The sequence below is a fragment of the Streptococcus mitis genome (assembly GCF_047465045.1).
Classification (GTDB): domain Bacteria; phylum Bacillota; class Bacilli; order Lactobacillales; family Streptococcaceae; genus Streptococcus; species Streptococcus mitis_DT.
Genome location: NZ_JASHAR010000024.1, coordinates 1 through 26663, shown reverse-complemented (window position 1 = coordinate 26663; position 26663 = coordinate 1). Strand labels below are relative to the sequence as shown.

The window sequence follows — 26663 nt, the reverse complement described above, 5'->3', positions numbered from 1 at the left end:
CTGTTAATTTTTCTGCTAATTTTTTCGCTACTTCAGCTTTAGCCGCTGCTTTAACTGCTACTGTTGGGGTTACAGCTTCAATTGCTGCTATACCGTCTGTTTGAGCTGTTGCTACTCCTGCATTGTCAGTTGCTGCGTCAATTGCTTGATTTGCTTTTGTTGCTGCGTCTTGTGCTGCTTGTTTAGCCGCATCTTTTTCTTCTTTCGTTGCGTTTGGAGTACCTTCAAGTGCTGTTAATTTAGCTTTTTTAGCCTTATCAACTTCTAATTTAGCTTGAGCTTTTTGAAGCAACAAAGTCTGGGCGTTAATATCTGCTTGATTTTTTCGATTCGCTATTTCTACATTGTTAGTTTCTTCATTCAATATTTCTTGAGCCTTAGCTAATTCTGCTTGATAAGCAGCCCATGCTTCAGGTGTATAATCGATTTGATTTAATGTTGCTACCTTAGCTGCCTCTGCCTGCAGATCAGCTTTATACATATTAATCTTAACTGTTTGTTGTGCAACTGTATCACTACCTGTTTTTTTAGTTCCGTTATCAATCAGATTTCCTGAAGTTTGATAAGAAACTGTTCCCTCCAATTGTTTTTCAATTGGTTTGGTAGTTGGCAAACTAAAAGTATACGTTAAAGTCTGTTCTCGTTTAGGGTCCAAATTGTTAAAACCAAGAGTCAAACTAGTTCCATTTAGTTGGGCCGAGCTTGTACCTGTTGTTCCCACTAATGTTGCACCTTCTGGCAACTCAACTCTATACTGATTATTTGTAGAAGTTGAGAATCCTTTATTAACAACTTTTACAGTCACAGTAGTATCCACAGTAGTAGAAGTAGCAGAAGTAGCTGTAGATTCATAAGTAGTCTTCACAACTTCAGATACAAGATAAGAACCGCTAGCCACACGAACATTACTTACAACTCCTCCTGCATTCTCATTAGATGATATAGCTGGTTTATTGAAACTACTATCATAGCTATGATTTTCTGTACTTCTATTAAGAGCTGTTTCAAATTGAAGTCTTAATTTTGTTAAGCCTTCAGGAACATTTACAAGAACGGACATTTCTCCCATCGGAGTACCAGCATAACCTTTTTCATACCGACCTAGTACAGCTCCTGTTTCTGGATTTTTAACAACTAGTCTTGCTCCATTATTACCACTATTTATATTTACCGTTGTCCCTCTCCAAGTTACCTTCACCTCTTGGCCACCCACTACATCAATATCTTGATAAATAGGACCAAATTCAGGTTTTGGACTACCACTCCACGATTCTCTTCCTGGATATACTGCTAAAACAGCTCCTATTCCAGAACCTCTGTCACCCGGAAAAGCATCTCCATATTGAGATGCTTTCGCAGTCCAAATAAGAGGAACTGTTGTTGTTGTTGAATTAACAGGTTTCCATCCTGTTAATTTACTTATATCGTTCTTGACAGTAATAGGATCTGATGTTGCAGTTGGAAGTACTGCTCCTTGGCTAGTATCATTAAAATTACCATTTACAATAGCTACATTTGTTGCATTCGTAGCTAGGGGATCTGTGCTTGTTACAGTGCCAGGAGTTGAATCTGTACGGAATGGGTTATTTGTATCCAACGCTTTCCCATTACGTTCATCTCTAGAACCTGAGTTTGCAATAGAATTAGACTCCAAAGTCTTCTCTGCGCTGGTAAGTTTTTTACCTTCACTTAACTTATCAGTTGTATTATCTAATGGTTGTTCTTTTTTCTTTTCAGATTTTGTTTGCAATTTTGATGTCGCTGTAATTAACTTTCTATATGCTGCAGTTAATTCAGTTTGAGTTGTTGCAGTGCTTAAAACAGTTCTTGATTCGTCTAAGATAGTTCTAAGATTATTAACGCTTTCTTCTGTCTTAGTAGCATATGTTCCTTTAGCAAACTTGCCATCAATCTCTTTGATTAAATCTGTTAATTCTTTCTTATCTAGAGTCTCCACCTTCTGGGGTGCTGATTCTGGAGAGGGACTATTTTCAACTGTTGAAGGTTGAGTATTTGTCTCTACTGTTGCAGCAGGACTAGTGGCTACTGTATTACCTTCATAGTTACCATTCTGGGCATTCAGTTCTTTAGGTTGCGGTGCTAGTGTCTCCCCATTAGTTGAAGGCACGCTTTGCTCTGCAGCATATACTCCTCCATTTCCTAAAAACATGAAAAACGCAGCTACTGCGACACTAGCTGCACCAAAGCTGACTTTACGAATAGAAAAACGTAATTGCTTTTCACGATCGTGTTTACCTTTATGAAACATCTAAATTTCCTCCAAAATAAATATTTGTATCTAACTAGATTACACTATTATCCCAATAATTCAATATCCCTTTTTCATCTTTTTAAACCTATTTAATATTTCACGAATATATATATATATATATATTCATAGAAATGAGGTTTTTCCTTGAATTTATAGCTTTAATTGAATAAAAATTATTTATTCAGAAATATTAAATTTTTATAACATTTTAAATTACATAAATATTTATCCTATTAGATAGTATTGCTAATACTTGACCATCCGTCAATCCACTTTAATCCGAGTCACGTTGGTTAATAATTTATATATGTTTCATTCTTTCTTAGTTAATTTTTTCACTCCAATCAATTCAAATATTCCATGAAAGAACTTTCACAAAAAAAGAGCACGAGCCAAAACTACGTTCTCCTTAAAATGACAAAACATTATTGTCAAAGTAAAAAGATGACTTACAGAACCTGTAGGCAACCTAGTCAGTCGGTTTATTCTGGTGTCTGCCACCGCTTGGCCCTTACGTCCAAGATTGCTATCGGATTTCGTTCGGGTGTCCGCCACCGCTTGGCCCTTATGTCCAAGATTACTATCAGATTGACCATGAGCCGACCACTCATCTACACCATTATTCTAACGAATATGAGCTACAAACGCAAGAGAAAAACTTATTTTGGATTTATACACTATAGAAAACATACACTATCTTCAGATTGAACTTTTGTTCAAAATAAGCTATAATGAATTTAAGTAGAAACAGGAGGTAGAACAAATGGCTACAATCAGTTTAACACGTGATATAAAACTAACAAACGAAGATGCTCTAAAAATTCTTAATCATAAACCATCTAAAAAGCTACAAGCAGTCTTGAAATCTATTGAATCACAGGACGCTACCGCTCCAACGAAAAATAAACTCATTTCAAAGTATCTGTAAGATGACAATTCAAGTAACACCACTTAAGCAATATCTTGAAAATATTCAAGTGCTGGCTCCTGATAAAACTGAGAAACAAGTTCAGGAGCTATTTAAAACTATCATTTTAGAAAATGTTAATTTCAAAGATAATGAAGAGATGTTGATTTATCTATCTGATAAAGCTCCCAATTTTGAAAAACAACATCGTTCTCGTAATTTTATCGTTGAAGAAACTGAAACAAATAACATCATAGGATTCTTTAGTTTATCTCTCAAAGTTGTTGATATTTCTGATTTAGAGAAATCCTTAAAAAAGAAACTCGTCCTAAAAGGGAAAAGTCCCAAAAATATTGATTATCTCCCTGTGTTACTTATCGGTCAATTCGGCAAAAACACAAAGCTAAATAAACTATCCGGACAAGAGTTATTTGAAATTGTAATTAAAAAAATGGAAGAATTTCGAGCAATTGTAGGAACTCAGATGGTATTTCTAGATAGCATCAATCATCCTAAAGTCATTAAATTTTATGAACAGTTCGGATTTGTTGCTTACAGTCAATTGATTAAAGACGATCATCAAGTAAGTTATCAGCCTATGGCATTAAATATGTCACTCTATAACAAATCATGACCACCCGTCAAACGGGTGGTTTGTACCAGGGCTATAAGCCCAAATTACCAGCCAGCGCCTAAGGACGCTGGCTTTCACTTTGTTCAAGCCTTACTGCTCTTGACTCGTCACTTGCCTCTCAAAGAAGCTTTAGTATTACTTACCACTATTTCTAAAGGGATCCTCATATTCTTTTACACTCAATTTATCTAGTGCTATATCATGCTTTACTTGTTCTCAAATTTTCATACTCATGAAGAAATCATCCACTGGATAATTTCTTTAATCTTGAATATATTTCTTATCTAACTTTTCAGCAAGTACAGTCTCTAAATTATATGTCCATATCTTGATGCTTTCATTAGTAAAGATAGAAGTCATTGAATAAGTTATTTCTCTTGGTGTGATCTTATCACCAGTAGTAATATCAATAAAAACAACCTCCTTTAATGAATCAAAAGTTGCATTTAATTTTAATGAAAATCCTCCATATTCATCATCTTGGCGAATAGGCTCTAGCTTATCTACTGAAAATGAAAATCCATCAGTTTTAGAACAAAGAATCTCTTCAAAGATATGAATCAAATTTTCTCTGCTCATTTCGGTTCCCTTCAGAGTGACATCTAAATCCATTGTGGTTCGCTTATCTAGTCCAATCATTTGACCTATTAGATACCCTCCTTTTACAATGAAGGAATCTCTATAAGAACTAGTAGAAATCAGCTTTAACACTTGCTCAATTAAATAATGTTGTTGTACTTGTTGAGCTGGAATTCCCTTATCTTTTGAAATATTTTTGATTTTTGCTTTAAAGCTATTCGCATTTGAAAACATTAAGATAGCACCTCCGTATAAGATTGTAACTTATCAGTTACTTTAAATAGCTGGGCATAATAAAATAATTTGTGTAAATGAATTTGATTCTGTTGAAAATATTTCTTAAAAGCTGGTGCAATAATTTGAAGATCCACCTGATGAACTGGTCTTAGACATTCAACCAAAACACGTTCAACTTCATAAACTTTAATAAATTGACCAGGAAGACGCTCTATCTCAACAATTCCTTCACTATAGTGAGAGCGTAAGATAACAGGACATATATCTGCTTCCTTAATGTTTTTGGTATTCGTACCATAAGGAAAACTCATCGTCATGTTAAAAGGGATAGTCAAAGATAAACCATGTAACCAAAGTGCTGTCTCCAAAGAAAAGATTCCCTTTGGAAATCGATACTGAAGGACAAACCACTCATCTAAATAAATATCAGGTAAGCGATATAACCCTTTTTCTTCAGCATCGATTTTTCCTTCTGTAACCATTTTCAATAAGGTTTTGTAGTGTAAATTTTCATCCATTACTTGTTTAAAAGTTAAAAAACCATACTGATTGAAAGAGTTCATCAGCTTCTCTCTTTTATCAACCATATCATTCTCCTTTCTTAGAAACAAAATGCTAACATCCTATATATATGTTAGCATTTTATTTCTTTAAAATCAATTTATTTAGTTTTTTATTTCAAACTGAATCTATAACTAAGACAGACCAGCTATTATAAAGAAGAAGTAATCCGATATTCTCTAGATAATCCTAATAGATGAGGAATGGAGGAGTTTGGGACTGATAGAATAATTTCAGGACAGTTCTCCATATCTGTCTAATAAATATATTTGTACTGAGAAACATTTTTCTCAATAGTATTGGCCAAGCATCCATCTTAACATTGAGAATATCAATCTCTCCATCAAAAGTCTTTAGCCATTCCAAAGTATAAGTCATTTGAATTTTCTCCTAAAAAGAGAAGGAAGCTCCTGCTTCCTTCTCTCCCACATATTGAGTTTCACCTCACGCTAGATATGCCCTATCTGTTCCTCAAGAGTAGGCAGTCCTGCTATTCTTTTTCTCAACAAACAGTCTGAACTGAGAGCGGAACCCACAGGCGGGTGCAGACCATATCCACTAGCCCACAAGTAATTATATCATTTAATTATCTTCATTATACGCAATTAGTCCATATTTGTCAACAATTACATTCATTATGAATATCTAAAAATCAGGTCCTTTTTTTGAAAAGTTTGTGTTTGTATTTTGGCTTGGTTTTCGAATCATAGAGAGAGAATCAAGTTGATTCCCTCTCTATGTTAGTTTTTACTTATTTTCCCTATAGGAAAGCTAGGATCTATTAAAAAATTCTTTTTTATGTGAACTCCCCCATCTTTCGATAAATAGAATCCCCACTAACAAAAGGATAATCAGGCAAGGAAATAAAACTAGCCCCATGTCCCAATTTAGATTGACATTATCAATTTGCTTAGGTAATCTTCCAGACAAAATCTCTACTGAACGTAAGTAAGTAAAGGGAATCAGATGTGCAATCTTTTGAAGAGGCTGAATTGTTTGAATACCAAACAATAAGCCAACAATCCCAATAAGTGAAAGAAAGAGGACAGGCATTTTTTGCTTGAAAAAGTAAGCAATCAAGTACACTACTTCCACAATGACGATAAAGGCTAAGAAAGTTAATAACAAGCCAGGAAATAACACATCTTGTATCTTTCCAATAGTTACCTCTTGATTCACTAAGCTATAAATTGGGTAGGGATAATCTAACTGTCCAAAACCACTTATCAGACTTCCCACTAGAAAAGAAAATCCACTGATTCCGATAAAAAGCACAGTTACATAACCCACTCCAACTCCAAGAGAGGACATGGCAAATGCCACTTTTTTCCAATTCAGCCATAAGAGATATGGCCTCAACAATATCTATTCCCATTTCACGTACTAAAAATGAGATAACAATATAGCGTGATGATTGTAATTCTTTTGTCATTTTCCCTCCAGAAAATAAAAAAAGGAGAACAATATTCAACTGTTCTCCAAAATAATTTTATTAAAAAGAAAAACCCTGCCAAATTAATTTTTGGTAGGGTTTTTGGTGGGAAACTAAATAAATTTATCAGTTTCTAAAATGTGTTCACGATTCTAAAAGGCTGATACTATAGTATTCCGAATTTTAATTGGTATATGCCTCTTATTTAAGAGTAACTGAAGCTCCAGCTTCTTCCAATTTAGCTTTGATTTCTTCAGCTTCTGCAGTTGCAACGCCTTCTTTAACAAGTGCTGGTGCACCGTCAACAAGTTCTTTAGCTTCTTTAAGTCCAAGACCTGTGATTTCACGTACAACTTTGATAACGCCAACTTTTTTGTCGCCTGCAGATGTCAATTCAACGTCGAATGAATCTTTAGCAGCACCAGCGTCAGCAGCACCAGCTGCAGCTACAGCTACAGGAGCAGCTGCAGTTACACCAAATTCTTCTTCGATAGCTTTTACAAGGTCGTTCAATTCAAGGATTGAAGCTTCTTTAATTTCAGCAATAATGTTTTCAATGTTCAATGCCATTGTTATTTCCTCCAAATATGTTTTAAATTTATAATAGATTTTCGTAGCTAGGCTACGCTGCGTAGCTTAAGATTAAGCTGCGTCTTCTTTGTTGTCTGCAACCGCTTTGACTGCAAGAGCAACGTTGCGCACTGGCGCTTGAAGTACAGAAAGGAGCATAGAAAGAAGTCCTTCGCGGTTTGGAAGAGTTGCAAGAGCAAGAATCTCTTCTTTAGATGCGACAGCGCCTTCGATTGCACCACCTTTGATTTCAAGTGCTTCAGCGTCTTTAGCAAAATCGTTCAAGATTTTCGCTGGTGCGATAACATCTTCGTTAGAAAATGCTACTGCAGATGGTCCAACAAATACAGATGCAAGATCTTCAAGACCAGCTTTTTCAGCTGCACGACGCAAGATTGAGTTTTTAATAACTTTATACTCAACTTCGCTTCCACGAAGCTCACGACGAAGAACTGTATCTTGCTCAACTGTCAAACCACGAGCGTCTACAACGACGATAGATGCAGCAGCTTTCATTTTTTCAGCTACTACGTCAACTAGTTCCGCTTTTTTAGCAATAATTGCTTCACTCATTAGTGTGTTCACCTCCGTTATTATTTTGCTTGGGGAAATTTTTCAAAAGAAAAACGCGCCCAAACCTAGACACGAAAGTACAATACGCTTCTTTTTACATGATACGTTTTGTCCTCGGTAGGATATTTATGAGTCGAGCTCCCCTACTGTCTTAGGCAGTTTTTTCAAACCGTATATAAGTATAGCATAGTCAAAAAAAGAATGCAAGATTTTTGCAAACTTTTTTTAAACTTTTTTCGTGATTTTTCTTTTAAAGTTCTACTGTTAGGACTTGGCCTTGCTTAACAACCTGTTCTCCAGCGATATAAACATCATCAACGTCACTGGATTTGACTGCATAAATGAGGTGGGACAGCATATTTTCCTGAGGTTGGAGATGAATTTTCCCTTGTGGTTGGATGACCAGAAAATCTGCTTGCTTGCAAACTTCCAGACTTCCTATCTGATTTTCCATTCTTAGGACCTTAGCACCTTCGATTGTCAGAGCCTTGAGAGCTGTTTCGATAGGGAATTGGCTGGCATCCCCACTCTTCATTTTCTGTAAGAGAGCTGCTGTTCGTCCTTCCTCAAACATATCAAGGTTGTTGTTGGAAGCAACTGAATCTGTCGCAATTCCTACTGCCATTCCCGCTTTTTGGAGTTGGATAATTGGAGCGATTCCTGAGGCCAGTTTGAGGTTACTGATAGGATTGTGAGCGATAGCCACTTGAGAAGTTGCCAAACGTTCAATTTCTCTCTCGTTTAATTCGACCCCGTGAGCAAAGACAGATGGATGATCTAAGTAACCCAGTTCTTCGAGAAAATCAAGAGGACGTTTACCGTATCGTTTCAGGATAATTCCTGACTCCTCCTTGGTCTCCGCCACGTGGATATGGATAGGAATATTCAACTCTTTTGCCAGATCTAAGCTTTCTGCCAGCAAGTCTCTACTACAGCTGTAGGGAGAATGTGGGGCTACCATCACCTTGAAATTTGGATTTTTATATCCAATAATTTCTTCAATGATTGCTCGAGTTCTACTTATAGTCTCAGCAGTTGTCTCTGCCTCTGAAGAAAAAAGAGTCGGTGAGAAATAACAACGCACCTTGGAATCTTTCACTGCCTGATAAATCCGCTCAATATCCACACCATTGGGATTATACATATCATTAAAGGTTGTTGTTCCTGACTGGAGCATCTCTATCATAGCTTCTTTGACCGCCTTAGTAGTCATGTCGGGAGTAAATCCTGCTTCTGCAGGCCAGATATAGTCATTGAGCCATTCATGGAGATTGCTATCATCTCGAATTCCTCTCAATCCGGTCATAGCAGAATGGGTGTGACAATTGACCAAACCAGGCATAATCCAAGCTCCCTGATAGTCTATAATCTGCTCAGCTTGCTCTATAATCTCTGACTGCTCTTGACCAACATAGACGATTTGAGAATCCTTAACGGCTAAGATTCCATCTAGATAAACATGGAAATCTTTGTCACAAGTCACGATATTTACATGCTGAAAGACTTTCATTCTAGGCTCCTTTTCTATAAGACAATTTATACTCTCTTCAAACCACGCCAGCTTCACTTTGGATTAGATATATGGTTACTGACTTCGTCAGTCTTATCTACAACCTCAAAGCAGTGTTTTGAGCAACCTACGGCTAGCTTCCTTGTTTGCTCTTTGATTTTCATTGAGTATTACAGTGAATAATTTTTCTAGCTATTGTAACAAAAAAGTCACCCGAAGGCAACTTTTTTTGTCCATAAGATTTCAAAATAGAAAGGCTTATTCAGAGCTAAAAGCGGCAGCTTGCTGCATTTGGTAATACTTGCCTTTTCTAGCCATGAGGTCCTGATGATTGCCATGCTCCACAATATCGCCATCCACCAAGACAAGAATCAAATCTGCATCCTGAATAGTTGACAAACGGTGAGCAATGATAAAGCTTGTACGCCCCTTCATGAGTTTAGCAAATGCATCCTGAACTAGCACTTCTGTCCGTGTATCGATGGAGGAAGTTGCCTCGTCTAAGATAAGAATCTTAGGGATAGCTAGAAAGACCCGGGCGATGGTCAAGAGTTGGGCTTGACCGACAGAGAGAGATTCTCCTGCATTTTCCAACTTGGTATCGTATCCCTGTGGCAACTGTTGGATGAAAAAATCTGCATTGGCTGCTTTTGCAGCAGCAATCACTTGCTCCCGACTGGCTTTAGGATTTCCAAAGGAAATATTGTCATGAATGGTCCCTTGCTTGAGCCAGGTTTCTTGGAGCACCATTCCAAACTGCTGGCGTAAAGAGGCACGACTATAGTCATAAATGGATTTCCCATCCAGCAAGATATCTCCAGAGTTAATGGGATAAAACCGCATGAGAAGATTGATAAGGGTTGATTTTCCAGCACCTGTCGGACCAACAATAGCAACCTTGCTACCAGCTGGAATATCAATAGATAAATCCTTAATCAAAATCTTTTCAGGATGGTAGCCAAAAGAAACCTGTTTAAAGGAAATAGCTCCCTTAACTTGGTCACTAGTCAACTCTTCCTTACCTGTTTCAGCCACCTCAGGACTATCTAAGACTCCATAAACACGTTCTGCACAAGCCAAGGCACTTTGCAACTCAGCTAGCACTGAAGAAATATCATTAAAAGGCTTGGTGTACTGTTGAACATAGTTCAAAAAAGTCACTAAGCGTCCAATGGTCAAGGTAGAGCCTATCATGATACGATAAGCTCCCACTCCAGCTAGAAGGGCATAAATAAGCGCATTGACAAAGCGAGTCGAAGGATTGACCGTTGAAGAATAAAAGATAGCTGACTGTGAATAACCTGCATAGTTGGCATTCGCCTCGTGCAGTCTTTGGATAAAATCTTCTTGAGCATTAAAGGACTGGATAATGGTCTGCTGGTTCAACGATTCTTCAATCAACTGAGTCTGAATTCCCCTCGTCTCTGTTTGCTTTTGGAAGAGATGATAGGAGCGTTTGGCAATAAAGCGTGAGATTACCATAGACAGTGGCGTCAACAGCAAGACCAAAAGAGTCATGAGGAGATGAATTTGAATCATGGCTAGAATGCTGACTAAAATCATCAAGACACCAATGAAGAATTGGTTAAAAATCATGGTCAAGCCAGCTGCCAACTGTTCTATGTCTGTTGTCACCCGACTGACCATCTCCCCACTGCCTTGCCGATCCACAAAGGCAATCGGTAAACGATGGAGCTTATGGATGATTTGCTCTCGCAAGTCTCTGGTATAAGAGAAAATTAGGCGATTATAGAGGAGAGGATTGGCCCACTGCACGAGGGTATTTCCTATGACCACCAAGATCATTTGGAGAAAAATCTGCCAAAAAACTGGTGAAGAACCAGCCACTAGGACTTGGTCGATGACCTGCCCAATCAATATAGGTAGGTAGATTGATAAGGCAACTTGGACAATGGTTCCTAGAAAGGCTAGAAAAAGAAGGAAGGTATGACTTGTAAGGTCTTTAGCCAAACGTTTGAGCGTCTGGTTTGCAGTTTGTCGTCTCATACTAGTCCTCCTTACCATGTTGGGATGCATTGATTTCACGATAGACTTGACTGGTCTTCATCAAGTCATCGTGCTTGCCGATAGCTAGGAGCTCACCTTTTTCCAAGAGGAGAATCTGGTCAGCCATCTGTAAAGTCGATGTTCTTTGAGAAATCAAAATTAAGCTTGTATTTGGCAAATTTTCTCGAATAGCTTTCAAGAGATTGAACTCAGTAATGGTGTCCAGGGCAGAGGTCGCATCATCTAGGATGAGAAATGGAGCTTGGCGCAAGACTGCTCGTGCGATAGACAGCCTTTGTTTTTGACCGCCTGAGAAATTTCGCCCTCCTGCCTCAACTAGAGCATCCAAGAGTCCTTCCTTATCACTGACAAAATCCTTGGCTTGCGCAATTTCCAAGGATTGCCAGAGTTCTTGATCAGTCACTTCTTGATTTAAACCCAAAGTTAAGTTGGAACGAATAGTTCCTTTAAAGAGTTCGACTTTTTGGGGCACATAGGCAATCCAAGACCGCCACTCCTCTAAATTACTAGGACTAGATCCATCTCGATAAGGGTAAATGCTCCCCTTGTCTGCTGGATAAAGTCCAAGGATGAGTTGCACCAAACTTGATTTACCAGAACCCGTTCCCCCAATGATACCAATGATTTGCCCTTGCTGCATATCAAAGGAAATGTCTCTCAGAGAAGGCTGGGCCGCATCAGGATAGGTAAAGGTCAATTCTTGAACTTGTAAAACCTGATTGCTAGTAACTTGCTTTTTCTCTAATTCTGAATGGATGTCTTCTGGAGCCTCAGCAAAAACTTCCTCGATTCGCTTGGCAGAGATATAGGACTGATTGAGAGAATTTATCAGCATGGCTAGCTTGACCAATTCCACCAAAATCTGTAGGAGATAGTTGATAAGGGCAATGAGAGCACCTTGACTTAGCAATCCTCCTTGAATAGAAATATAGCCTTTCCAGATAATGACTAGGAGAGTTCCATTTACAATCAGATAGGTCAGAGGTGTTAATAAACTAGACCAGAAACCTGTCTTTTCTTGCAATCTAGCATAGACTTGGTTAAGGGTTTGAAAAATTTGTAACTCTCGTTTTTCTTGACCAAAAGCACGAATAACCCGCATACCTTGTATTTGCTGGCGCGTTTCCTGAACCAGTTGGTCCGTTTTCTTTCTGAGACTACTGTAGAGAGGATTGACCAGTCGAGATAGCCCTACAATGACGATAGTCAAAATCACAACCATGACCAAGAACCAGAAAGTCAGCTCAGCTGAGATGCGATAGGCCATAAAAATGGCCCCAAAAACGATAATAGGCGCTCGCAAAAAGAGACGCAGGAATTGATTGATACCAGTCTGAATCTGGTAGGTATCCGAAGTCAAGCGAGTCACCAAACTAGAAGTTGTCAAACGGTCTCTACTGTCCTTAGGTAAAGACAAAATATGACGATAAAGATCATCTGTCAGTCCTTTGGCAAATCCAACCGCAGCCTTAGCTGAGTAGAACTGAGCTATTAAGGCCACTACAACACCAATTACTGCAAAGATAAGAAGCAAACCAATCTGCATCCAGAGATGACCTTGATTTTTTTGGGGCAATGATTGGTCAACAATCCCAGCAATCACCATGGGAACCAAGAGCTCAAAAACAGCTTCTAACAACTTGAACAAAGGTGCTAAAATCGATTCCTTGATGTAAGGTTTGAAGTAAGATAATAGGTGTTTCATAAATCCCTTCTATTCGTATTCTAGAAATGAAGAAAGTGGGAAGTACCCACCCTCTCTGATTTATTTGTTTAAGTAAGGTAGTAGATAGCCATATCCTTCCTCTTCCATCTCATCCTTGGCCACAAAGCGCAAGGAAGCAGAATTGATACAGTAACGGAGGCCACCTAACTCCCGAGGCCCATCTGTGAAAACATGACCCAAGTGAGCATTTCCCGACCGAGAACGAACCTCAATTCTCTCCATTCCATGGCTGAGATCCTTGTAATAATGAATCAATTCCTTGGAAATCGGACGGCTAAAACTTGGCCAACCACAACCTGAGGCAAACTTATCCTTGGCAAAAAAGAGTGGCTCACCTGTCGTAATATCTACATAAATTCCCTCTTCAAAGGTTTGATCATAGGCATTGGTAAATGGAGCCTCTGTGGCAGCTTCTTGGGTAACACGATAGGATTCTTCAGATAAACTGCCCTTTAACACCTCTTGACTAGGTTTTTCATAGCTTGCTGCATCAATCAATGGCTTATCAGCATCGGTCACATCGATATGACAGTAACCTGAAGGATTTTTCTTAAGATAGTCTTGGTGGTAGTCTTCAGCCAGAATGTAATGACGTAGTTTCTCCACTTCCACTGCAATCTTTCGACCCAGCATGCGCTCCTGCTCCTGCACCACAGTGTAGACAGTTGGCAAGTCTACTTCGTCCTGGTAATAAATCCCAGTTCGATATTGGCGACCACGGTCATTCCCTTGTTGATTGATGGATAAAGGGTCGATGACACGGAAATAATAAAGTAAAATCTCTCTGAGTGACACTGCCTTCTCATCGTAAATCACTTGAACCGTTTCTGCATGGTCTGTTTCCTTGAGCAACTGGTAATTGGTCGTTTCGAATTGACCATTAGCGTAGCCAACACTGGTAGCTAGCACTCCAGAAATGCGGGAAAAATATTCCTCTAAGCCCCAAAAACAACCTCCTGCTAGATAAATTTCTGCCATCTTTATTTCTCCTTTATCAAGTTCTTAACTAACGCTCTTCGAAAATCTCTTCAAACCACGTCAGCTTTATCTACAACCTCAAAGCGGTGCTTTGAGCAACCTGTGGCTAGCTTCCTAGTTTGCTCTTTGATTTTCATTGAGTATAAACTTATTTTCAAAAAAAGGATAGGAAGCCCTCTAGTCAAGAGTTTCCCCATCCTATCATCTATTCTTTATTTTGCTTCGACACGGACACCTTGGGTATCAACTTTCAAGTCATGAAGTTTTCCTTTGAAAGGTTGCTTTTCCAATTCTGCCTTAATCGTTGGCATCTTGTCATGAGAAGCCAAAACCATAACTGTCGGCCCAGCACCAGAGAGGTAGGTTGCATAGGCACCATTTTCTTTGGCTACTTGCTTAATCGTCGCAAATTCTCTCACCAAGTCCTGACGATAGCGCTCGTGGAAGAGGTCGCCCTCGATTGCTTGCCCAGCGGTCACCATGTCTCCTGCCAACAAGGCTGCAACTGCCACATTGGCGATAGAACTGGCCGCAACAGCTTCCTTGTAAGACAATTTCTTAGGCAAGACGCCACGGCTGTCTCGAGTACGCAATTCATAGTTTGGAATGTAGGCTAGGAAATCACACTCTGGGAAGTCTGCTACGATAGCAGAGACTTGCCCATCAACGGAGCTTGCAATAACGAGATTACCATAAATGGCTGGAGCCACATTGTCAGGATGCCCTTCAATCTTAGTCGCCAATTGCAACTTTTCATGGTCAGACAAGTTGAGCTGACCCAGTTGGTTGGCTAGTTCAATCCCAGCAACAATAACCGAGCTGGAAGAACCCAACCCACGCGCCAAGGGAACATCACTGGTCATTTTCAAGCGTCTTGGTTGCAAGTCTGGTACAATTTGCAAAGCAATTTTGAGCAAGAGATTACGCTCGTCATGAGGAATCCATTTGCCAATCTGGTGTTCAATCAGCCACTCATCTCGTTCTTCACAGACCTCTATTTGAAGATACTTGGTTACAGCTACACCGACCGAGTCAAAACCTGGCCCGATATTGGCACTGGTTGCAGGTACAATAATCTTCATCTTATTCTCCTAGCACCTTGAAGGTATTCAAGAGGTCGAATTCTGAAACCTTCTTCAATTCAGCTGAAACATTTTCAAGCTGGGCTTTATTAATCTTGTGTGTGATGATAACGACACGCGCCTTGTCACCATCTTTTCCATCTTGGAGAATTTGCTTGAAGGAAATATCTTGGGCATTAAAGATTTCAGCCAATTTCAAGACCTGACCTTTTGAGTCTGGAGCCAAGATTGAGAAGTAGTAGTTTGCTTTAACATCCTCAGGATTTGCCAAGACCAAGTCACGGCTGTATTCGTTGAAGTCTTTACCAATGGTACCATCATTCAAACGACGAACGATACGGACAATATCTGCTACAACACTTGTTGCAGTTGGTTTTTGACCCGCACCTGGTCCGTAGTACATAGACTCACCAATACCGATAGATTCTACAAAGACAGCGTTCATTACTCCATTCACACTGGCAAGTGGATGCGCTTTAGGAAGGAAGGTTGGAGTCACTTCTGCAGCAATTCCTGAAGGAGTTTCCTCGATAGAACCAACCAATTTCACTACATAACCAAGCTCTTGAGCTACAGCTACATCTTCTGGTGTGATGTTACGAATTCCCTTGTGGGCTACGTCATCGAAGGCAACCTTCATGCCAAAGGCAAATTGGCTCAAAATCACCATCTTGTAGGCTGCATCAATCCCATCTACGTCATTTGTAGGGTCACTTTCTGCAAATCCTAGACGTTGCGCTTCGGCAAGAGCATCATCGTAAGACCAGCCTTCTTCGACCATCTTGGTCATCATGAAGTTGGAAGTTCCATTGACCACGCCAAGGACACGAGTGATTTTGTCAGAAGCCAAGGAATTTGCCAAAGTACGAAGAATTGGAATCCCACCAGCTACTGCTGCTTCATAGTAAAGTGCTACCTTGTTAGCTTTAGCGATTTCTAACAATTCTGCACCATGGACAGCCAAAAGGTCCTTGTTAGCAGTAACAACGTGTTTCCCAGCTTCCAAGGCACGAGTGATAAAGGTCTTAGCTGGTTCGATACGCCCCATCAATTCCACTACGATCGTAATGTCTTGATCTGACAAAATGTCATCCACATTGGTTACAAAGTTAAAGTCATTCCCTGCTGCAAGCAAGCGATTCTTTTCATCTTCATCCTTGACCAATACCTTAGCAACTTCGATCTCTGAATGTGCTGATTGATTGATTTTTTCTCCATTTTCCTTTAGGAGGAAAGGCACACCACTTGCAACGGTACCAAATCCTAGTAAAGCAATTTTAACTGTCATGTTTGTCTCCTCGAAATTTTCTAATATAGCCATTATAACAGAATTTTGTGAAAATTCCTATTATAGTAAATCACTATTTCAATCTAGAAAAGAAAAAACGAATCCCATGATTCGTCTTTCTTGATAGATGAAAATTGATTTTTAAAATTATGAACCAATCTTTTGCAAATTAAGCACTGCATCGTGATTCATCAAGACTTGACCATACTCTTGCAAAACTGAGCGACTGATGTCACTATCGTCCGCAAACTCGCGCATACGGGCCAACAGCCAAGCTGGATATGGACTTGGATGATTTTCAATATCCACTAGAATAGTCAAATAATAGCGCTCGTTCATCTTGTAGAGTTCAGAAGTTTCCATCTCAAAAGTCACTGTCTTGGCAAAAGCCACCAAGTCAGCCAACTTAGCAAAAGAAAGGATATAGTAGATATAAGGCTCTTTCTTGCTTTCAACTTCTTGTTCAGCCTGCTCCTGCTCTTCTTCCTTAGCTTCGACTTGCTCTAGAGATTGAATCGCTTCGATGTCATCCTTGGTTTTGTCTGCGATACTTTTTTCTAAGGTTTTGATAAATTCATCTGGCGACATTTGAGCCAATTCTTCCATGTCTGGCAAATCCGATAAATCTTCAAAATCTAGATTTTGGTCAATCTTTGATTTGGTCACAAAGACATCTACCTTATCAGGTTTTGGAGTCACACGGAAGCTCAACATACCTGTATCTAGAAAGCTATCAGGCATCTCTAACTCATCCAAGATAGCATAAAAGAACTCTTCTGTTTTTTCTTGAGGAACGAGAAAGTCAGCAATCTCCATTCCTCGATCCATCAAATCTTCTAAAGACATCGTGATTTTTAAAGTTGTATCACTGATTTGTTTCATTTTCATTGCTAGTAACCTCATACTTTCAGTTCTATCTATTATACTAGATTTTTACGATTTTATCAAAAGAATGAAGCGAGAATGTGATATAATACTAGAGACCATTTTACAATACAAGAAAGAAAGTACAATGAAAAATATAAAAGTTAATGCACTGGCTAGCTTGCTAGTCAATGTTCTCAATATCGTTTTTCCTCTGATAACCAATCCTTATCTGACACGGATTCTCAGCAAATCCAACTACGGTTATTTCAATACTGCTAATACTTGGGCAAGTTTTGTCATACCACTAGCTGCTTTTGGAATCTACAACTACGGGATTCGTGCTATCAGTAAGGTCAAGGATGATAAGAATAAAATCAACTATGTTTTCTCGAAATTATTCTATATCTCCATTATTACATCTGTTCTAACAACAAGTATCTATTTCCTATTTATTTACCTGGATAATAGTATTGAAAATTTGAAAGAACTCTACTATATACTTGGTGTCCAGGCTCTCTTCCAATTCCTTTATATCGAGTGGATGAACGAGGCTTATGAAAATTATTCTTTCATCCTCTACAAAACATTGGTTATTCGTATTGCCATGTTGGTCGCTATCTTCACCTTTGTAAAAACTCCAGACGATATCGTACCTTATGCAATCATCATGAGTGCAACGACAATTCTCAACTATCTACTCAGTTTTCTCTGGATTAAGCGAGAAGTTTCCTTTGTTAAGATCGGTCTTGTTGAATTAGTCAAAGCATCTAAACCACTCTTGACTATGCTTCTCCTAGCGAACGCCAACATGCTCTATACCTTACTTGATAGAATGTTTATCACCAAAGGCCCTGATGAAAACTATATTTCTTATTATACAATTGCCTATAGCATCGTTATGCTGATTGCAGGTGTCCTAAGTGGAGCTATCAGTGTCAGCATTCCACGTCTCGGATACTACCTCGGGAAAAAGGATTACAATTCTTATAATTATCTTGTAAATCAAGCAGCATCATTATTCTATTTTCTCATGATTCCAACTAGTTTTGGGATTATGATTTTGGGAAAGTACGCAACGGTTATCTACTCTTCTGAAAAGTATCTTGAGGCAGGTATCGTGACCAGCGTCTTCGCCTTTCGAACCATTATCTGGGCTATTGAATTGATTCTTGGTAAGCAAATTATCTTTATCAATGACCACGAGAACCACTTGACCACTTTCTACTTTGCTGGTGGGGGAGCAAATCTCCTCTTCAACTGTATCTTGTATATCAATAATATTTTTGCCCCTGAGTATTATATTGCTACTACCATTATTGCGGAAGCCATCGTTGTTCTCTTAGAAATTCATTTTATTAAGAAACATCAACTAATTAATTTAAAAGAAATCTTTATGACCTTAACACGTTATAGTCTCATATCCCTTGGATTTATCCCAATCTTCTATATTTTCAAGATGATTTTCCAAATCAGTTCCTATACGGTGAACCTCAATATGATTCTCATGGTTCTCTCTACCATAGCTACTTGTGGAATCTACTATCTCTTAACACTCTTTCTCACTAAGGATAAAACACTTCACTATGCACTGAACCTAGTATTAGCTAAGATCAAAAGAAACTAAAAGAACACCCTACTGATAAACGAACGTTTACTAGTAGGGTGTTTCTGATTTATTCTTTTTCTTTCTTGTCAAAAGTATTGACTTCTAGATTTGAATCTTGTTTTGGCTCTTCAGCAATGGAGGAATTAGCTTCTTGCTTCTTTTCTGACTGATCTGCTTCGCCGTTTACAGCAGCAACAGTCTGTCTCCAAATGCCTTCCTCGTTTACCTTATAACCATCAGGCGTAGTTGCATTTTTCAACAAGGAACCATCTGCTTGGAAATAGTACCAATTGCCATCAAGCTGTTTCCAGCCAGTTTGCATTGCTCCTGTTGAATCAAAGTAATATTGATCACCATTAACTTTATGAAGGCCAACCAACATAATACCATCTTCAGGATTTAGATAATACCAGACGCCTTTGTCTTTTAGCCAACCAGTTTTCATGGCTCCATTTGATTCAAAGTAACGGTAATGATTATCAAACCATTTCCAGCCTGTCTGCATGACACCTGATGCACTAAAGTAATATTGCTTACCATCCACTTGTTGGAAACCGACCAGCATGATACCTTCCTGATCTTCAAGATAATACCATGTTCCTTGATCCTTCAACCAACCAGTTTGGAGTGCGCCAGACGTAGCGTAGTAATGCCAAGAATCGTTTGACCATTGCCATCCAACTTGCATGATACCTGAGGATTTGAAGAAATAGGTTTTACCGTCAATTTCTTTAGAGCCTACGACCATGATACCTGTTTCGGGGTTCAAATAATACCATGATTCATTATCTTTCAACCAACCAGTTTTCATAACTCCAGAACTTGCAAAATAGTTCCAGTGACCATCAACAAAGGTCCAGCCTGTTTGCATGGCGCCACTGGCATTCAAATAGTAACGGACACCATTGATATCTTGGCTGCCAGTTAACATGATGCCATCTTTATCCAAATAATACCATGTTTCCTGATTCTTGACCCAGCCAGTTTTCATAGCTCCAGAACTTGCAAAATAGTTCCAGTGACCATCAACAAAGGCCCAGCCAGTTTGCATGATACCTTCTTGATTAAAGTAGTATGTGCTTCCGTTGATATTCTTTTTACCGATGGTCTTTAGTCCATCCTCATCATAGAAATACCAATCTGAATCAATCTTTTGCCAAGTTGAAGACTTACCTGCTGTTTGGAGTGCACCACTTTCGCTAAAGAACATCTTCTTACCATTAAAAACTTGGTGTCCTGTCAGCATCTTACCATCTGCCGCAAAAAGGTATTTTTTCCCTCCAATTTCAGAGAGCTCGCTAAATCGTCTAGCACCATTCGACTGGATATAATACCAAGAGTTATCTAGCTTGAACCATCCACCAGTTTGCATTTTACCATTTTTGTTCAGATAGTAATCATTCCCCTTGGCATTTTCTCCCCAGTCGTCATTAAGGTGAAGCCAGCGACCTGCTTGCATTTGTCCTTTTCCATTAAAGAAGTAAGTGGCTCCGCCAATCTCTTTCCAGCCGATAGCCATTTCCCCGTCAGACAAACGATATTTCCAATAGCCATCTTCTTGATACCATTTTTCGTCAACTACTAGGATATCAGGGAAGGTATTTGAAACATTAGCAAATCCTTTATCGCTAATATCAAAAACAGTAGCGTCTTGAGTTTGGCTAGCAGCACGAAGAACCTGAATATTTTTCTTCTGAAGGTATTCTCTAGTTGAAGCAACATTAATATCTCCACCAGTTGTCTGAATAATCATTTTTGGTGATAAGTTTTCAAGGAAATTAATCGTATTTGAAATTGTTGCATCATAATGGTGATTCCATTTCATCATATCAACCTTGCCGATAACTGGACCTAACTTATCTTCTGCTCCTTCGGCATTATCCAAATCTCCACCAAGATAGATTCTCTTTCCTGCCACAGTCACTACTGAAACAATGGAGTTGGAGTTATCATCTCGAACTTTTTTCAGATTCCCGTCAGCATCATATTCATTCTTATAGTTGTAGAGCTGGATATCCATATCACCTAATTTTATATGGCTATCCTCATCTGAAATATTCTGGATAAGCGTAACTCCTCGTTTTTGAGCTGTTCTCAAAGCATTATCATAATTGAAAAGATTATCCCATAGCCCCCAGTGTGAGGTAATCCGTTCATCTGAATATTTTTTTAAATAAAACTTACCAACTTGGTAACGATTAAGTATCTCATCTGCTCCACCAATATGATCACTATGAACATGAGTTCCTATAATAAAATCTAATTTTTTTACACCTATTTGATCCAAGTGGCGAATCAATCGATCCTCCAATACTTGATAATTTCTCATGGAAATTCCCCAGCGACTTGGATAGCGTGGGTCACTCCCATCAGGGAAATCATAGTCTTCTCCCATATCAATCAAAGCATAATGACCATTACTTTCCAGAAGGATGGCATCACTTCCAGATTTTGCTTTAGTATTTATGAAATGGATACGATTGCCCGAACCTGCAGAGATAGTATCTGCATCTACTCCTTGCGATAACTGAATCAGTAATAGAAAGAATGCGAGAACACTATATCTAACTGATTTTAATAACCATTTATTTTTCACCTTGAAAACTCCTTTATCTTAACAATAAGCAACTTTTACTAATCTAATCAATCCAGTAGTTTTTATCCCCTCCTGGGACTTGTTGCTCAATAGGTGGTGGAGTCATATAGTTTTCTCCAAATTCGTAGACAAGTATTTCATGGTATTTTCTTGGAGCCTTCACTACAATATTTTCATATGGTACATCAATCAAGTCATAGAGCCATTCTTTTTTGATTCCCTCTGAAAAGCTAGGATCAAATATCGTACAAGCAAGATACTCAGCTTGGTCTAAACTATATTTCAAAGCAAGATTCTCTAATTTTTGATTCCAAATTTGTGGAGAACTTAGTTGAAAAATAGCTGACCCAATGTAGCGAGGTAGATTTTTAAGTCCCCCCATCTCAGATTTGATACCCTTAAAATTTAAAGAAGAGAGGCGAATAAGATATTGGTAGAGTTTCATTTTTTTACGGTCACTTTTCTCCGTTGCGACACCATCATACGGAAATATATCAACACAGGTTCCCAATACAACCTTAGAATCTCTAAGATTGGCATCTCTACGTGTTCTTATATCATAGACTCTCATATAACTGTATGGATATCCCTTTGTTTCTCTAAAGGAAATCAATTTATAGTATGGATGATTTTCATTTTTTAAAATCTTATAAAGTTTTTCAAATTCATCTCGTGCCAAGGAAATATCTGTATCATCATCCCAAGGGATAAATCCTTTATGGCGTACAGCTCCTAGTAAGGTTCCAAAATCGATGAAATACTTAATATCATGTTTTTCACAGATTTCATGTAAATACTCTAGAATATCAAGTTCCACTTGCTTAATCTCTTCTAGACTTAAGATTCTCTCAGACATTTTTGTAACTCCTAATTTTTTTCTCTTTCCTTTAACAAAGAAATATTATCCATTATCCACAATTTTCCATAGTTTGAAATCATGATGAGAAACTTGTTGAGCTACTGGTGGCAACTGCATGTAGTCTCCATAATCTGAAGTGAGAATTTCATGGTAGTGTTTTGGTATCATAAATTCCTTGCCTTCAAAATTGCCAGTTTCAACATCTTCTATCCATTCGCGTTTCCAAACAGGTTTGTTCATATCTTTATAAATAAGGTAATCTGCTTGTTCATAATCTTCTACTTTTCTTGACTTAGCCAATTCATCAATTTGAGAAACATACTTATTTGTATTAGTGAAATAAAAGATAATAACAGAAATATAGCGGATAATTGAATTTACTACACTTTTAGTATTCGTAATTCCTTTGAATGTGTAACAACTTAATTGACGCTTTTTAATAATCTTGGTCATCTTGTCTTTAAAAGACTGATCATCTTCATAACCATCTACAGGAAAAATATCTATATAGATTCCCATATTTGAATCAATTCGCACATCCTCCTCCACTAGATAGGTCTGATTATCTTTGATCTTCATGAAAGGATAGACATATTTGATATTATTTTTATAAGACATAAGTTCATATCGTTCATCTGGATGTGCAAGCATATAATCTTGCAGTTTTTCATAATCATCACGAAGCATACAAATATCCATATCATCGTCCCATGGAATAAAACCTTTATGACGAACTGCACCAATTAAACTACCATACGATAAGAAATATTTGGCACCAATTTTCTGACAAACTTCATGAATGTACTCCATAATCCCTAATTCCATTTGTTGAATTTCAGAAATATCTGTTACCTCCTCATAACGGATTTTTTTTTCTTTCAAAAAAATCGTTAAACCATAACCAATTACTAACCAGAAAATTATGTTGATAAAATTTGTGGAGTAGATGATTTGACTTTCAAATAATTGGCCAAATAAAATCCCAAAAAATAAAATTATAATTAATTTTTCATCATTTTTCTTAGTTACAATTAAATAGATTATAAAACGTAAACTTACATAAGCGATTATGAGTATAAAAGAAATGAGTCCTAAGAATCCAGAACTTACAAAAATTGTAATAAATATATTATGGAAATTACCACCAATGAGTGAATTTTGAATTTCATATTTACTAAAATATTGGGTATAATAATCTGAGACATTTCGAACACCATAACCAAATACTGGTTTCTCAATTCCCATTTTGATTGCATTTTTCCAAATATACGTACGACCACTAGGAGTTGTTTCAATCAAATGAAGTTCAGTATTTTTCTTTTCTATATCCGAGCCTATTTCAGAATAGGATTCACCCTTATTTAAATCAATGATAGCAGTTCTTCCAGATGAAATATAAATAGAGTTCAAGTAACTTAGACCAATATCAGCACTGGTAACCAAGGTAGCAGCAACTGCAAATGTAACAATCTTTTTGACAAGATTACCTCTAGTAACGAATAGACAATATACCCCAAGCATCAATATGACCGATAGGAGCGCCCCTCTACTTTGCATAGCCGCAAAATTTAGAAATTGAATTACATTATTTATCTTCAGATAAATCGAGTACCTACTTCCTTTGTTGATGAGATACAAAGCAAAAACAATACTAATATAAGAAAAAATAGCACTAGCATTTGGATTAACAATCCCCCACAGACGTCCATTCATAACACCATAGTAATAAGATTGTTCGCCAATCTTAAATAGGATAAGGACTCTACTTACCAATAAACCAAACGCAAAAATTGCTGAAGAAAAAGATAAAATTTGAACCGTATAGGCAATCCAGTCAAATAATTTTTTAAGTTGCCCTGATTGTAACATGGTAAATAATAAAACATAGGTTACCATGAAGAGGATTTCAATCACATTTCCAATCAGATGTCCAGAGCGATTGAAAATAGCTGATAGCAGATGACTTCCAGCTAAGAGTCCAAATAAGGATAGAAATTTGCGATCTACTGTGATTTCTTTCCACTTAAATAATAAGGTATAGCAAATATAAAGCACTACAATCGCTGATAATCCCTTGTAGAGGGGATTTGCTATCTTATAAACCAGTGAACTCATACTTAAAATCGAAACAAAAACAAATAGATACGCAATCCATAGTTTTGATTTTTCAAAGTATTCATCCAATTTTGAAAAATTCATTTTCAACTCCTTCTCATGATATTAGTTTTTTAATCCAACAATTTTCTTATATAGCCATGGAGAAATGACAAGTGAAAGAATCGCTACCTTGCGAAAAGTAGTGAAATAAGCATCCTTCCATATTTCGCGCCGATGCTGAACAATCCAAGCCCTTAGGTCTACTTTCTCCTTTTGATACTGTTCAGATGAAGTAAAGATAATTTTATCGTAAACTGTGATGTACGACCAACATTCTCTATTTTTTAATTCGTATTTTAAATTAGGAAAGACTTGTGATACTTGAGCAATAATTCTCGTATAAACTTTTATAGTGTCAAATACATGCCGATTAACAGATGTTGTCGCACTTCCCTCACGATGATCATAATAATAAATTGGTTTATCAATGAATACACTACTACATCTTGTCTTTAGTAACAATTCCGTTAAAAATAAGGCATCTTCAGCTAGATGGTAGTCTGTATTAAATTTTTCATCTGTCAGTAGGTCTCTCTTAAATAGTTTTGCGACTGGAAAGAATGACGTTCTGGTAGTCATCAGTAATTCTTTCATGGTTTCCTCTGTTGACCAAAGTTCCTTTCTACCAGAATACAAGGGTAAGTCTGTCACTATTCCATTTTTGATATGGTGTAGAGGAGCAATCACAAAACCTACATGTTCTCTCTCAGCTGCACTAGCTAAAGTAGCTAGATAATCATTGATGACGAAATCATCGCTATCAATAAAAGTTATCCAAGCACCTGTCGCTAGCTGAATTCCAACATTTCTGGCATTAGAAACACCAGTATTTTCGATATGGTAAACCTTGATATTTTCATACTGATTTGCTAAATGATAACAGATTTGTCCACTAGAATCAGTAGACCCATCATTTATTAGGATTAGTTCAAAATTGGTATAAGTCTGATGAAGAATTGACTCCACACATCGTTCCAGATAGTTTTCTACATTGTAGACTGGAACGATAACGCTTATTTTTTCTCCCATCATGCTCCGTATTCTCCCTTGTGCTCTCTATAACTCTTATCCATGTCTGCTATAATCGCATCATGATGTGGTAGCTGCTTATCTGCTGGTGGAGGTGTCATATAATCACCAAAAGCAGTGCTGAGATAGGCATCGTAGCCGACTGGAACGGGCATCTCTGTCTCTCCAAACGGTAAGAAAAGATTATCCTCAAAAGATTCGATTAGGTACTTGTTTCTCATGTAACCAGGACCTGAGCATAATTCCGTGATTCCATCACTCTCAGCTAGACCATACTTGGTCATTTCTTTTTCAGCTTTTTTCCAAATGCGATAACGAAGAGATTTTGGCGTCAAACCGAGTAAAATGCGACTACCCCATTTCATAAGTGCGCCATGCTTTTCTGGAACAGTTTGGGCACAAAAGAGTGAATAGATCAAGGCCCAACGAACCTGTTTTTTCCGCTCAGCTGGATTTTTCGGATAATAATCCAAAGGCAAAACGTCCAAGGCCAAACCATGTGGTAAATTCAAATCCTGCTGGTAAGGTTTGATACAGGTGGTTTCCTTGTCACGAATGGTAATAAAAAGATTACGATCGACAAAATCCTTGTTACTCTTTGACAAGAAATAACGTTCATCTGCATAACGAGGCCATAATTCTGCCAATTTTTCATAATCCTTACGAGGCATAAAAAAGTCTAGGTCGTCATCCCACGGAATAAAGCCCTTGTTTCGAAGGGCACCAATAGCACCTCCACCACAGAGATAACAGAGTAAATCATGTTCTTTACAAAAGGCCACAAAATATTCAGCCATCTCCAGACTACGAGCCTGAATTGCTTTTAAATCAGTCATGTCTCTCCTCTTCTGTTCAATAACGAGTTATATCGTTTTATTATACCATAAAAAGCCTTAAAAATCCATCAGACACTAAGAAAAATCAAAGTTCAAACCACTAGGTAACTTCTCAAAGTAACTTCCACTTGCCTGACCAAAGTGGAAATTAGTCTAAAACGGATTTTTATGGTGGAATTAAGTGTGAGACGTTTGAGTTAGAAATGAGGTCTACTATGACAAAATATAAACACCTTACCCTTTCAGACCGTAATGACATCCAGCTAGGTTTAGAGCGCGGTGAAACCTTCAAAGCTATCGGGCAACTTATTCTAAAAGACCCGACTACTGTTTCCA

21 protein-coding genes, 4 pseudogenes and 1 other annotated feature are annotated in these 26663 nt (G+C 38.0%); of the genes and pseudogenes, 5 read left to right on the top strand and 20 right to left on the bottom strand.

Annotated features, from left to right (window positions below; all coding sequences use genetic code 11):
• Positions 1-2269: SasC/FmtB family protein (locus tag QM409_RS10010; protein WP_414305660.1), on the bottom strand; the 2269-nt coding region annotated here is incomplete at its 3' end.
• A 447-nt stretch (positions 2270-2716) separates the two neighbouring features.
• Between QM409_RS10010 and QM409_RS10005 the strand changes: the two genes are divergently transcribed.
• From QM409_RS10005 to QM409_RS09995, 3 genes are read left to right on the top strand one after another with little or no spacing between them, the layout of a single operon-like run.
• Entirely contained in the window at positions 2717-2980 is a 264-nt protein-coding gene (locus tag QM409_RS10005; protein WP_414305659.1) for a hypothetical protein, read from the top strand.
• Positions 2981-3035: 55 nt separating this feature from the next.
• Positions 3036-3200: a hypothetical protein gene (locus QM409_RS10000; protein ID WP_000201399.1), complete on the top strand. Its 165-nt coding sequence runs from the start codon at positions 3036-3038 to the stop codon at positions 3198-3200.
• A gap of 1 nt (position 3201) precedes the next feature.
• Positions 3202-3813, top strand: coding sequence for a hypothetical protein (locus QM409_RS09995; RefSeq protein WP_414305658.1), 612 nt, complete (start codon positions 3202-3204; stop codon positions 3811-3813).
• Positions 3814-3948: 135 nt separating this feature from the next.
• Here QM409_RS09995 and QM409_RS09990 read toward each other — a convergent pair.
• The 14 genes and pseudogenes from QM409_RS09990 to mecA all read right to left on the bottom strand — a co-directional run.
• A pseudogene (locus QM409_RS09990) lies at positions 3949-4029 on the bottom strand (IS200/IS605 family transposase); the annotation flags it as partial.
• A 66-nt stretch (positions 4030-4095) separates the two neighbouring features.
• Positions 4096-4626 (bottom strand): annotated as a pseudogene (locus tag QM409_RS09985) (nucleotidyl transferase AbiEii/AbiGii toxin family protein); the annotation flags it as partial.
• Positions 4626-5216 (bottom strand): type IV toxin-antitoxin system AbiEi family antitoxin domain-containing protein, encoded by a 591-nt coding sequence (locus QM409_RS09980; protein WP_153210759.1) that lies wholly within the window; start codon positions 5214-5216, stop codon positions 4626-4628. The pseudogene QM409_RS09985 and the gene QM409_RS09980, both read right to left, overlap by 1 nt.
• A gap of 140 nt (positions 5217-5356) precedes the next feature.
• Positions 5357-5568, bottom strand: a pseudogene (locus QM409_RS09975) (hypothetical protein); the annotation flags it as partial.
• Between the two features lie 393 nt (positions 5569-5961).
• A pseudogene (locus QM409_RS09970) lies at positions 5962-6516 on the bottom strand (hypothetical protein); the annotation flags it as partial.
• A 307-nt stretch (positions 6517-6823) separates the two neighbouring features.
• A complete protein-coding gene (gene rplL, locus QM409_RS09965; RefSeq protein ID WP_001196965.1) occupies positions 6824-7192 on the bottom strand; it encodes a 50S ribosomal protein L7/L12 in 369 nt (122 codons plus the stop codon).
• Between the two features lie 72 nt (positions 7193-7264).
• Complete coding sequence (gene rplJ, locus QM409_RS09960; protein ID WP_045606104.1) at positions 7265-7765, bottom strand: 50S ribosomal protein L10; 501 nt, start codon at positions 7763-7765, stop codon at positions 7265-7267.
• 38 nt (positions 7766-7803) lie between these two features.
• Positions 7804-7939, bottom strand: a sequence feature (ribosomal protein L10 leader region).
• Positions 7940-8015: 76 nt separating this feature from the next.
• Complete coding sequence (locus QM409_RS09955) at positions 8016-9275, bottom strand: TRZ/ATZ family protein (RefSeq protein WP_084925772.1); 1260 nt, start codon at positions 9273-9275, stop codon at positions 8016-8018.
• Positions 9276-9533: 258 nt separating this feature from the next.
• Complete coding sequence (locus QM409_RS09950; protein ID WP_414305657.1) at positions 9534-11282, bottom strand: ABC transporter ATP-binding protein; 1749 nt, start codon at positions 11280-11282, stop codon at positions 9534-9536.
• Position 11283: 1 nt separating this feature from the next.
• Complete coding sequence (locus QM409_RS09945; RefSeq protein ID WP_414305656.1) at positions 11284-13008, bottom strand: ABC transporter ATP-binding protein; 1725 nt, start codon at positions 13006-13008, stop codon at positions 11284-11286.
• A gap of 60 nt (positions 13009-13068) precedes the next feature.
• Positions 13069-14007, bottom strand: coding sequence for a peptide-methionine (R)-S-oxide reductase MsrB (msrB, locus tag QM409_RS09940; protein WP_414305655.1), 939 nt, complete (start codon positions 14005-14007; stop codon positions 13069-13071).
• 212 nt (positions 14008-14219) lie between these two features.
• Positions 14220-15089, bottom strand: a complete 870-nt coding sequence (gene thrB / locus QM409_RS09935; RefSeq protein WP_024057159.1) for a homoserine kinase — start codon at positions 15087-15089, stop codon at positions 14220-14222.
• 1 nt (position 15090) lies between these two features.
• Entirely contained in the window at positions 15091-16377 is a 1287-nt protein-coding gene (locus QM409_RS09930) for a homoserine dehydrogenase (protein ID WP_045611310.1), read from the bottom strand.
• A 147-nt stretch (positions 16378-16524) separates the two neighbouring features.
• The gene (gene mecA, locus QM409_RS09925; RefSeq protein WP_173214131.1) at positions 16525-17265 is read right to left on the bottom strand and encodes an adaptor protein MecA; all 741 of its coding nucleotides are present in this window, start codon (positions 17263-17265) and stop codon (positions 16525-16527) included.
• A 124-nt stretch (positions 17266-17389) separates the two neighbouring features.
• Between mecA and QM409_RS09920 the strand changes: the two genes are divergently transcribed.
• The gene (locus QM409_RS09920) at positions 17390-18868 is read left to right on the top strand and encodes an oligosaccharide flippase family protein (RefSeq protein WP_414305654.1); all 1479 of its coding nucleotides are present in this window, start codon (positions 17390-17392) and stop codon (positions 18866-18868) included.
• 49 nt (positions 18869-18917) lie between these two features.
• On the opposite strand, the gene QM409_RS09915 is transcribed toward QM409_RS09920, so the two are convergent.
• Genes QM409_RS09915 through QM409_RS09895 form a run of 5 tightly spaced genes read right to left on the bottom strand, consistent with a single transcriptional unit; the run spans position 18918 to position 26327 of the window.
• On the bottom strand, positions 18918-21446 hold the full coding sequence (locus QM409_RS09915; RefSeq protein WP_414305653.1) for an MBL fold metallo-hydrolase: 2529 nt from the start codon (positions 21444-21446) through the stop codon (positions 18918-18920).
• A gap of 43 nt (positions 21447-21489) precedes the next feature.
• Entirely contained in the window at positions 21490-22302 is an 813-nt protein-coding gene (locus QM409_RS09910) for a LicD family protein (RefSeq protein ID WP_153210117.1), read from the bottom strand.
• A 45-nt stretch (positions 22303-22347) separates the two neighbouring features.
• Positions 22348-24504 carry a LicD family protein gene (locus tag QM409_RS09905; RefSeq protein ID WP_414305652.1) on the bottom strand — a complete coding sequence of 719 codons (2157 nt, stop codon included), beginning with the start codon at positions 24502-24504 and terminating at the stop codon, positions 22348-22350.
• A 21-nt stretch (positions 24505-24525) separates the two neighbouring features.
• Positions 24526-25494 carry a glycosyltransferase family 2 protein gene (locus QM409_RS09900; RefSeq protein ID WP_414305651.1) on the bottom strand — a complete coding sequence of 323 codons (969 nt, stop codon included), beginning with the start codon at positions 25492-25494 and terminating at the stop codon, positions 24526-24528.
• The gene (locus QM409_RS09895; RefSeq protein WP_414305650.1) at positions 25491-26327 is read right to left on the bottom strand and encodes a LicD family protein; all 837 of its coding nucleotides are present in this window, start codon (positions 26325-26327) and stop codon (positions 25491-25493) included. The genes QM409_RS09900 and QM409_RS09895 overlap by 4 nt, the downstream gene beginning before the upstream one ends.
• 215 nt (positions 26328-26542) lie before the next feature.
• Between QM409_RS09895 and QM409_RS09890 the strand changes: the two genes are divergently transcribed.
• On the top strand, positions 26543-26663 hold a 121-nt coding region (locus tag QM409_RS09890), incomplete at its 3' end, for a helix-turn-helix domain-containing protein (protein ID WP_414305305.1).

Excerpts from the sequence above, each read along its gene's own strand:
- QM409_RS10005 (WP_414305659.1), top strand. The coding sequence starts at position 2,717 with ATGACTTACAGAACCTGTAGGCAACCTAGTCAGTCGGTTTATTCTGGT.
- QM409_RS10000 (WP_000201399.1), top strand. The coding sequence starts at position 3,036 with ATGGCTACAATCAGTTTAACACGTGATATAAAACTAACAAACGAAGAT.
- QM409_RS09995 (WP_414305658.1), top strand. The coding sequence starts at position 3,202 with ATGACAATTCAAGTAACACCACTTAAGCAATATCTTGAAAATATTCAA.
- QM409_RS09980 (WP_153210759.1), bottom strand. The coding sequence starts at position 5,216 with ATGGTTGATAAAAGAGAGAAGCTGATGAACTCTTTCAATCAGTATGGT.
- rplL (WP_001196965.1), bottom strand. The coding sequence starts at position 7,192 with ATGGCATTGAACATTGAAAACATTATTGCTGAAATTAAAGAAGCTTCA.
- rplJ (WP_045606104.1), bottom strand. The coding sequence starts at position 7,765 with ATGAGTGAAGCAATTATTGCTAAAAAAGCGGAACTAGTTGACGTAGTA.
- QM409_RS09955 (WP_084925772.1), bottom strand. The coding sequence starts at position 9,275 with ATGAAAGTCTTTCAGCATGTAAATATCGTGACTTGTGACAAAGATTTC.
- QM409_RS09950 (WP_414305657.1), bottom strand. The coding sequence starts at position 11,282 with ATGAGACGACAAACTGCAAACCAGACGCTCAAACGTTTGGCTAAAGAC.
- QM409_RS09945 (WP_414305656.1), bottom strand. The coding sequence starts at position 13,008 with ATGAAACACCTATTATCTTACTTCAAACCTTACATCAAGGAATCGATT.
- msrB (WP_414305655.1), bottom strand. The coding sequence starts at position 14,007 with ATGGCAGAAATTTATCTAGCAGGAGGTTGTTTTTGGGGCTTAGAGGAA.
- thrB (WP_024057159.1), bottom strand. The coding sequence starts at position 15,089 with ATGAAGATTATTGTACCTGCAACCAGTGCCAATATCGGGCCAGGTTTT.
- QM409_RS09930 (WP_045611310.1), bottom strand. The coding sequence starts at position 16,377 with ATGACAGTTAAAATTGCTTTACTAGGATTTGGTACCGTTGCAAGTGGT.
- mecA (WP_173214131.1), bottom strand. The coding sequence starts at position 17,265 with ATGAAAATGAAACAAATCAGTGATACAACTTTAAAAATCACGATGTCT.
- QM409_RS09920 (WP_414305654.1), top strand. The coding sequence starts at position 17,390 with ATGAAAAATATAAAAGTTAATGCACTGGCTAGCTTGCTAGTCAATGTT.
- QM409_RS09910 (WP_153210117.1), bottom strand. The coding sequence starts at position 22,302 with ATGTCTGAGAGAATCTTAAGTCTAGAAGAGATTAAGCAAGTGGAACTT.
- QM409_RS09905 (WP_414305652.1), bottom strand. The coding sequence starts at position 24,504 with ATGAATTTTTCAAAATTGGATGAATACTTTGAAAAATCAAAACTATGG.
- QM409_RS09900 (WP_414305651.1), bottom strand. The coding sequence starts at position 25,494 with ATGATGGGAGAAAAAATAAGCGTTATCGTTCCAGTCTACAATGTAGAA.
- QM409_RS09895 (WP_414305650.1), bottom strand. The coding sequence starts at position 26,327 with ATGACTGATTTAAAAGCAATTCAGGCTCGTAGTCTGGAGATGGCTGAA.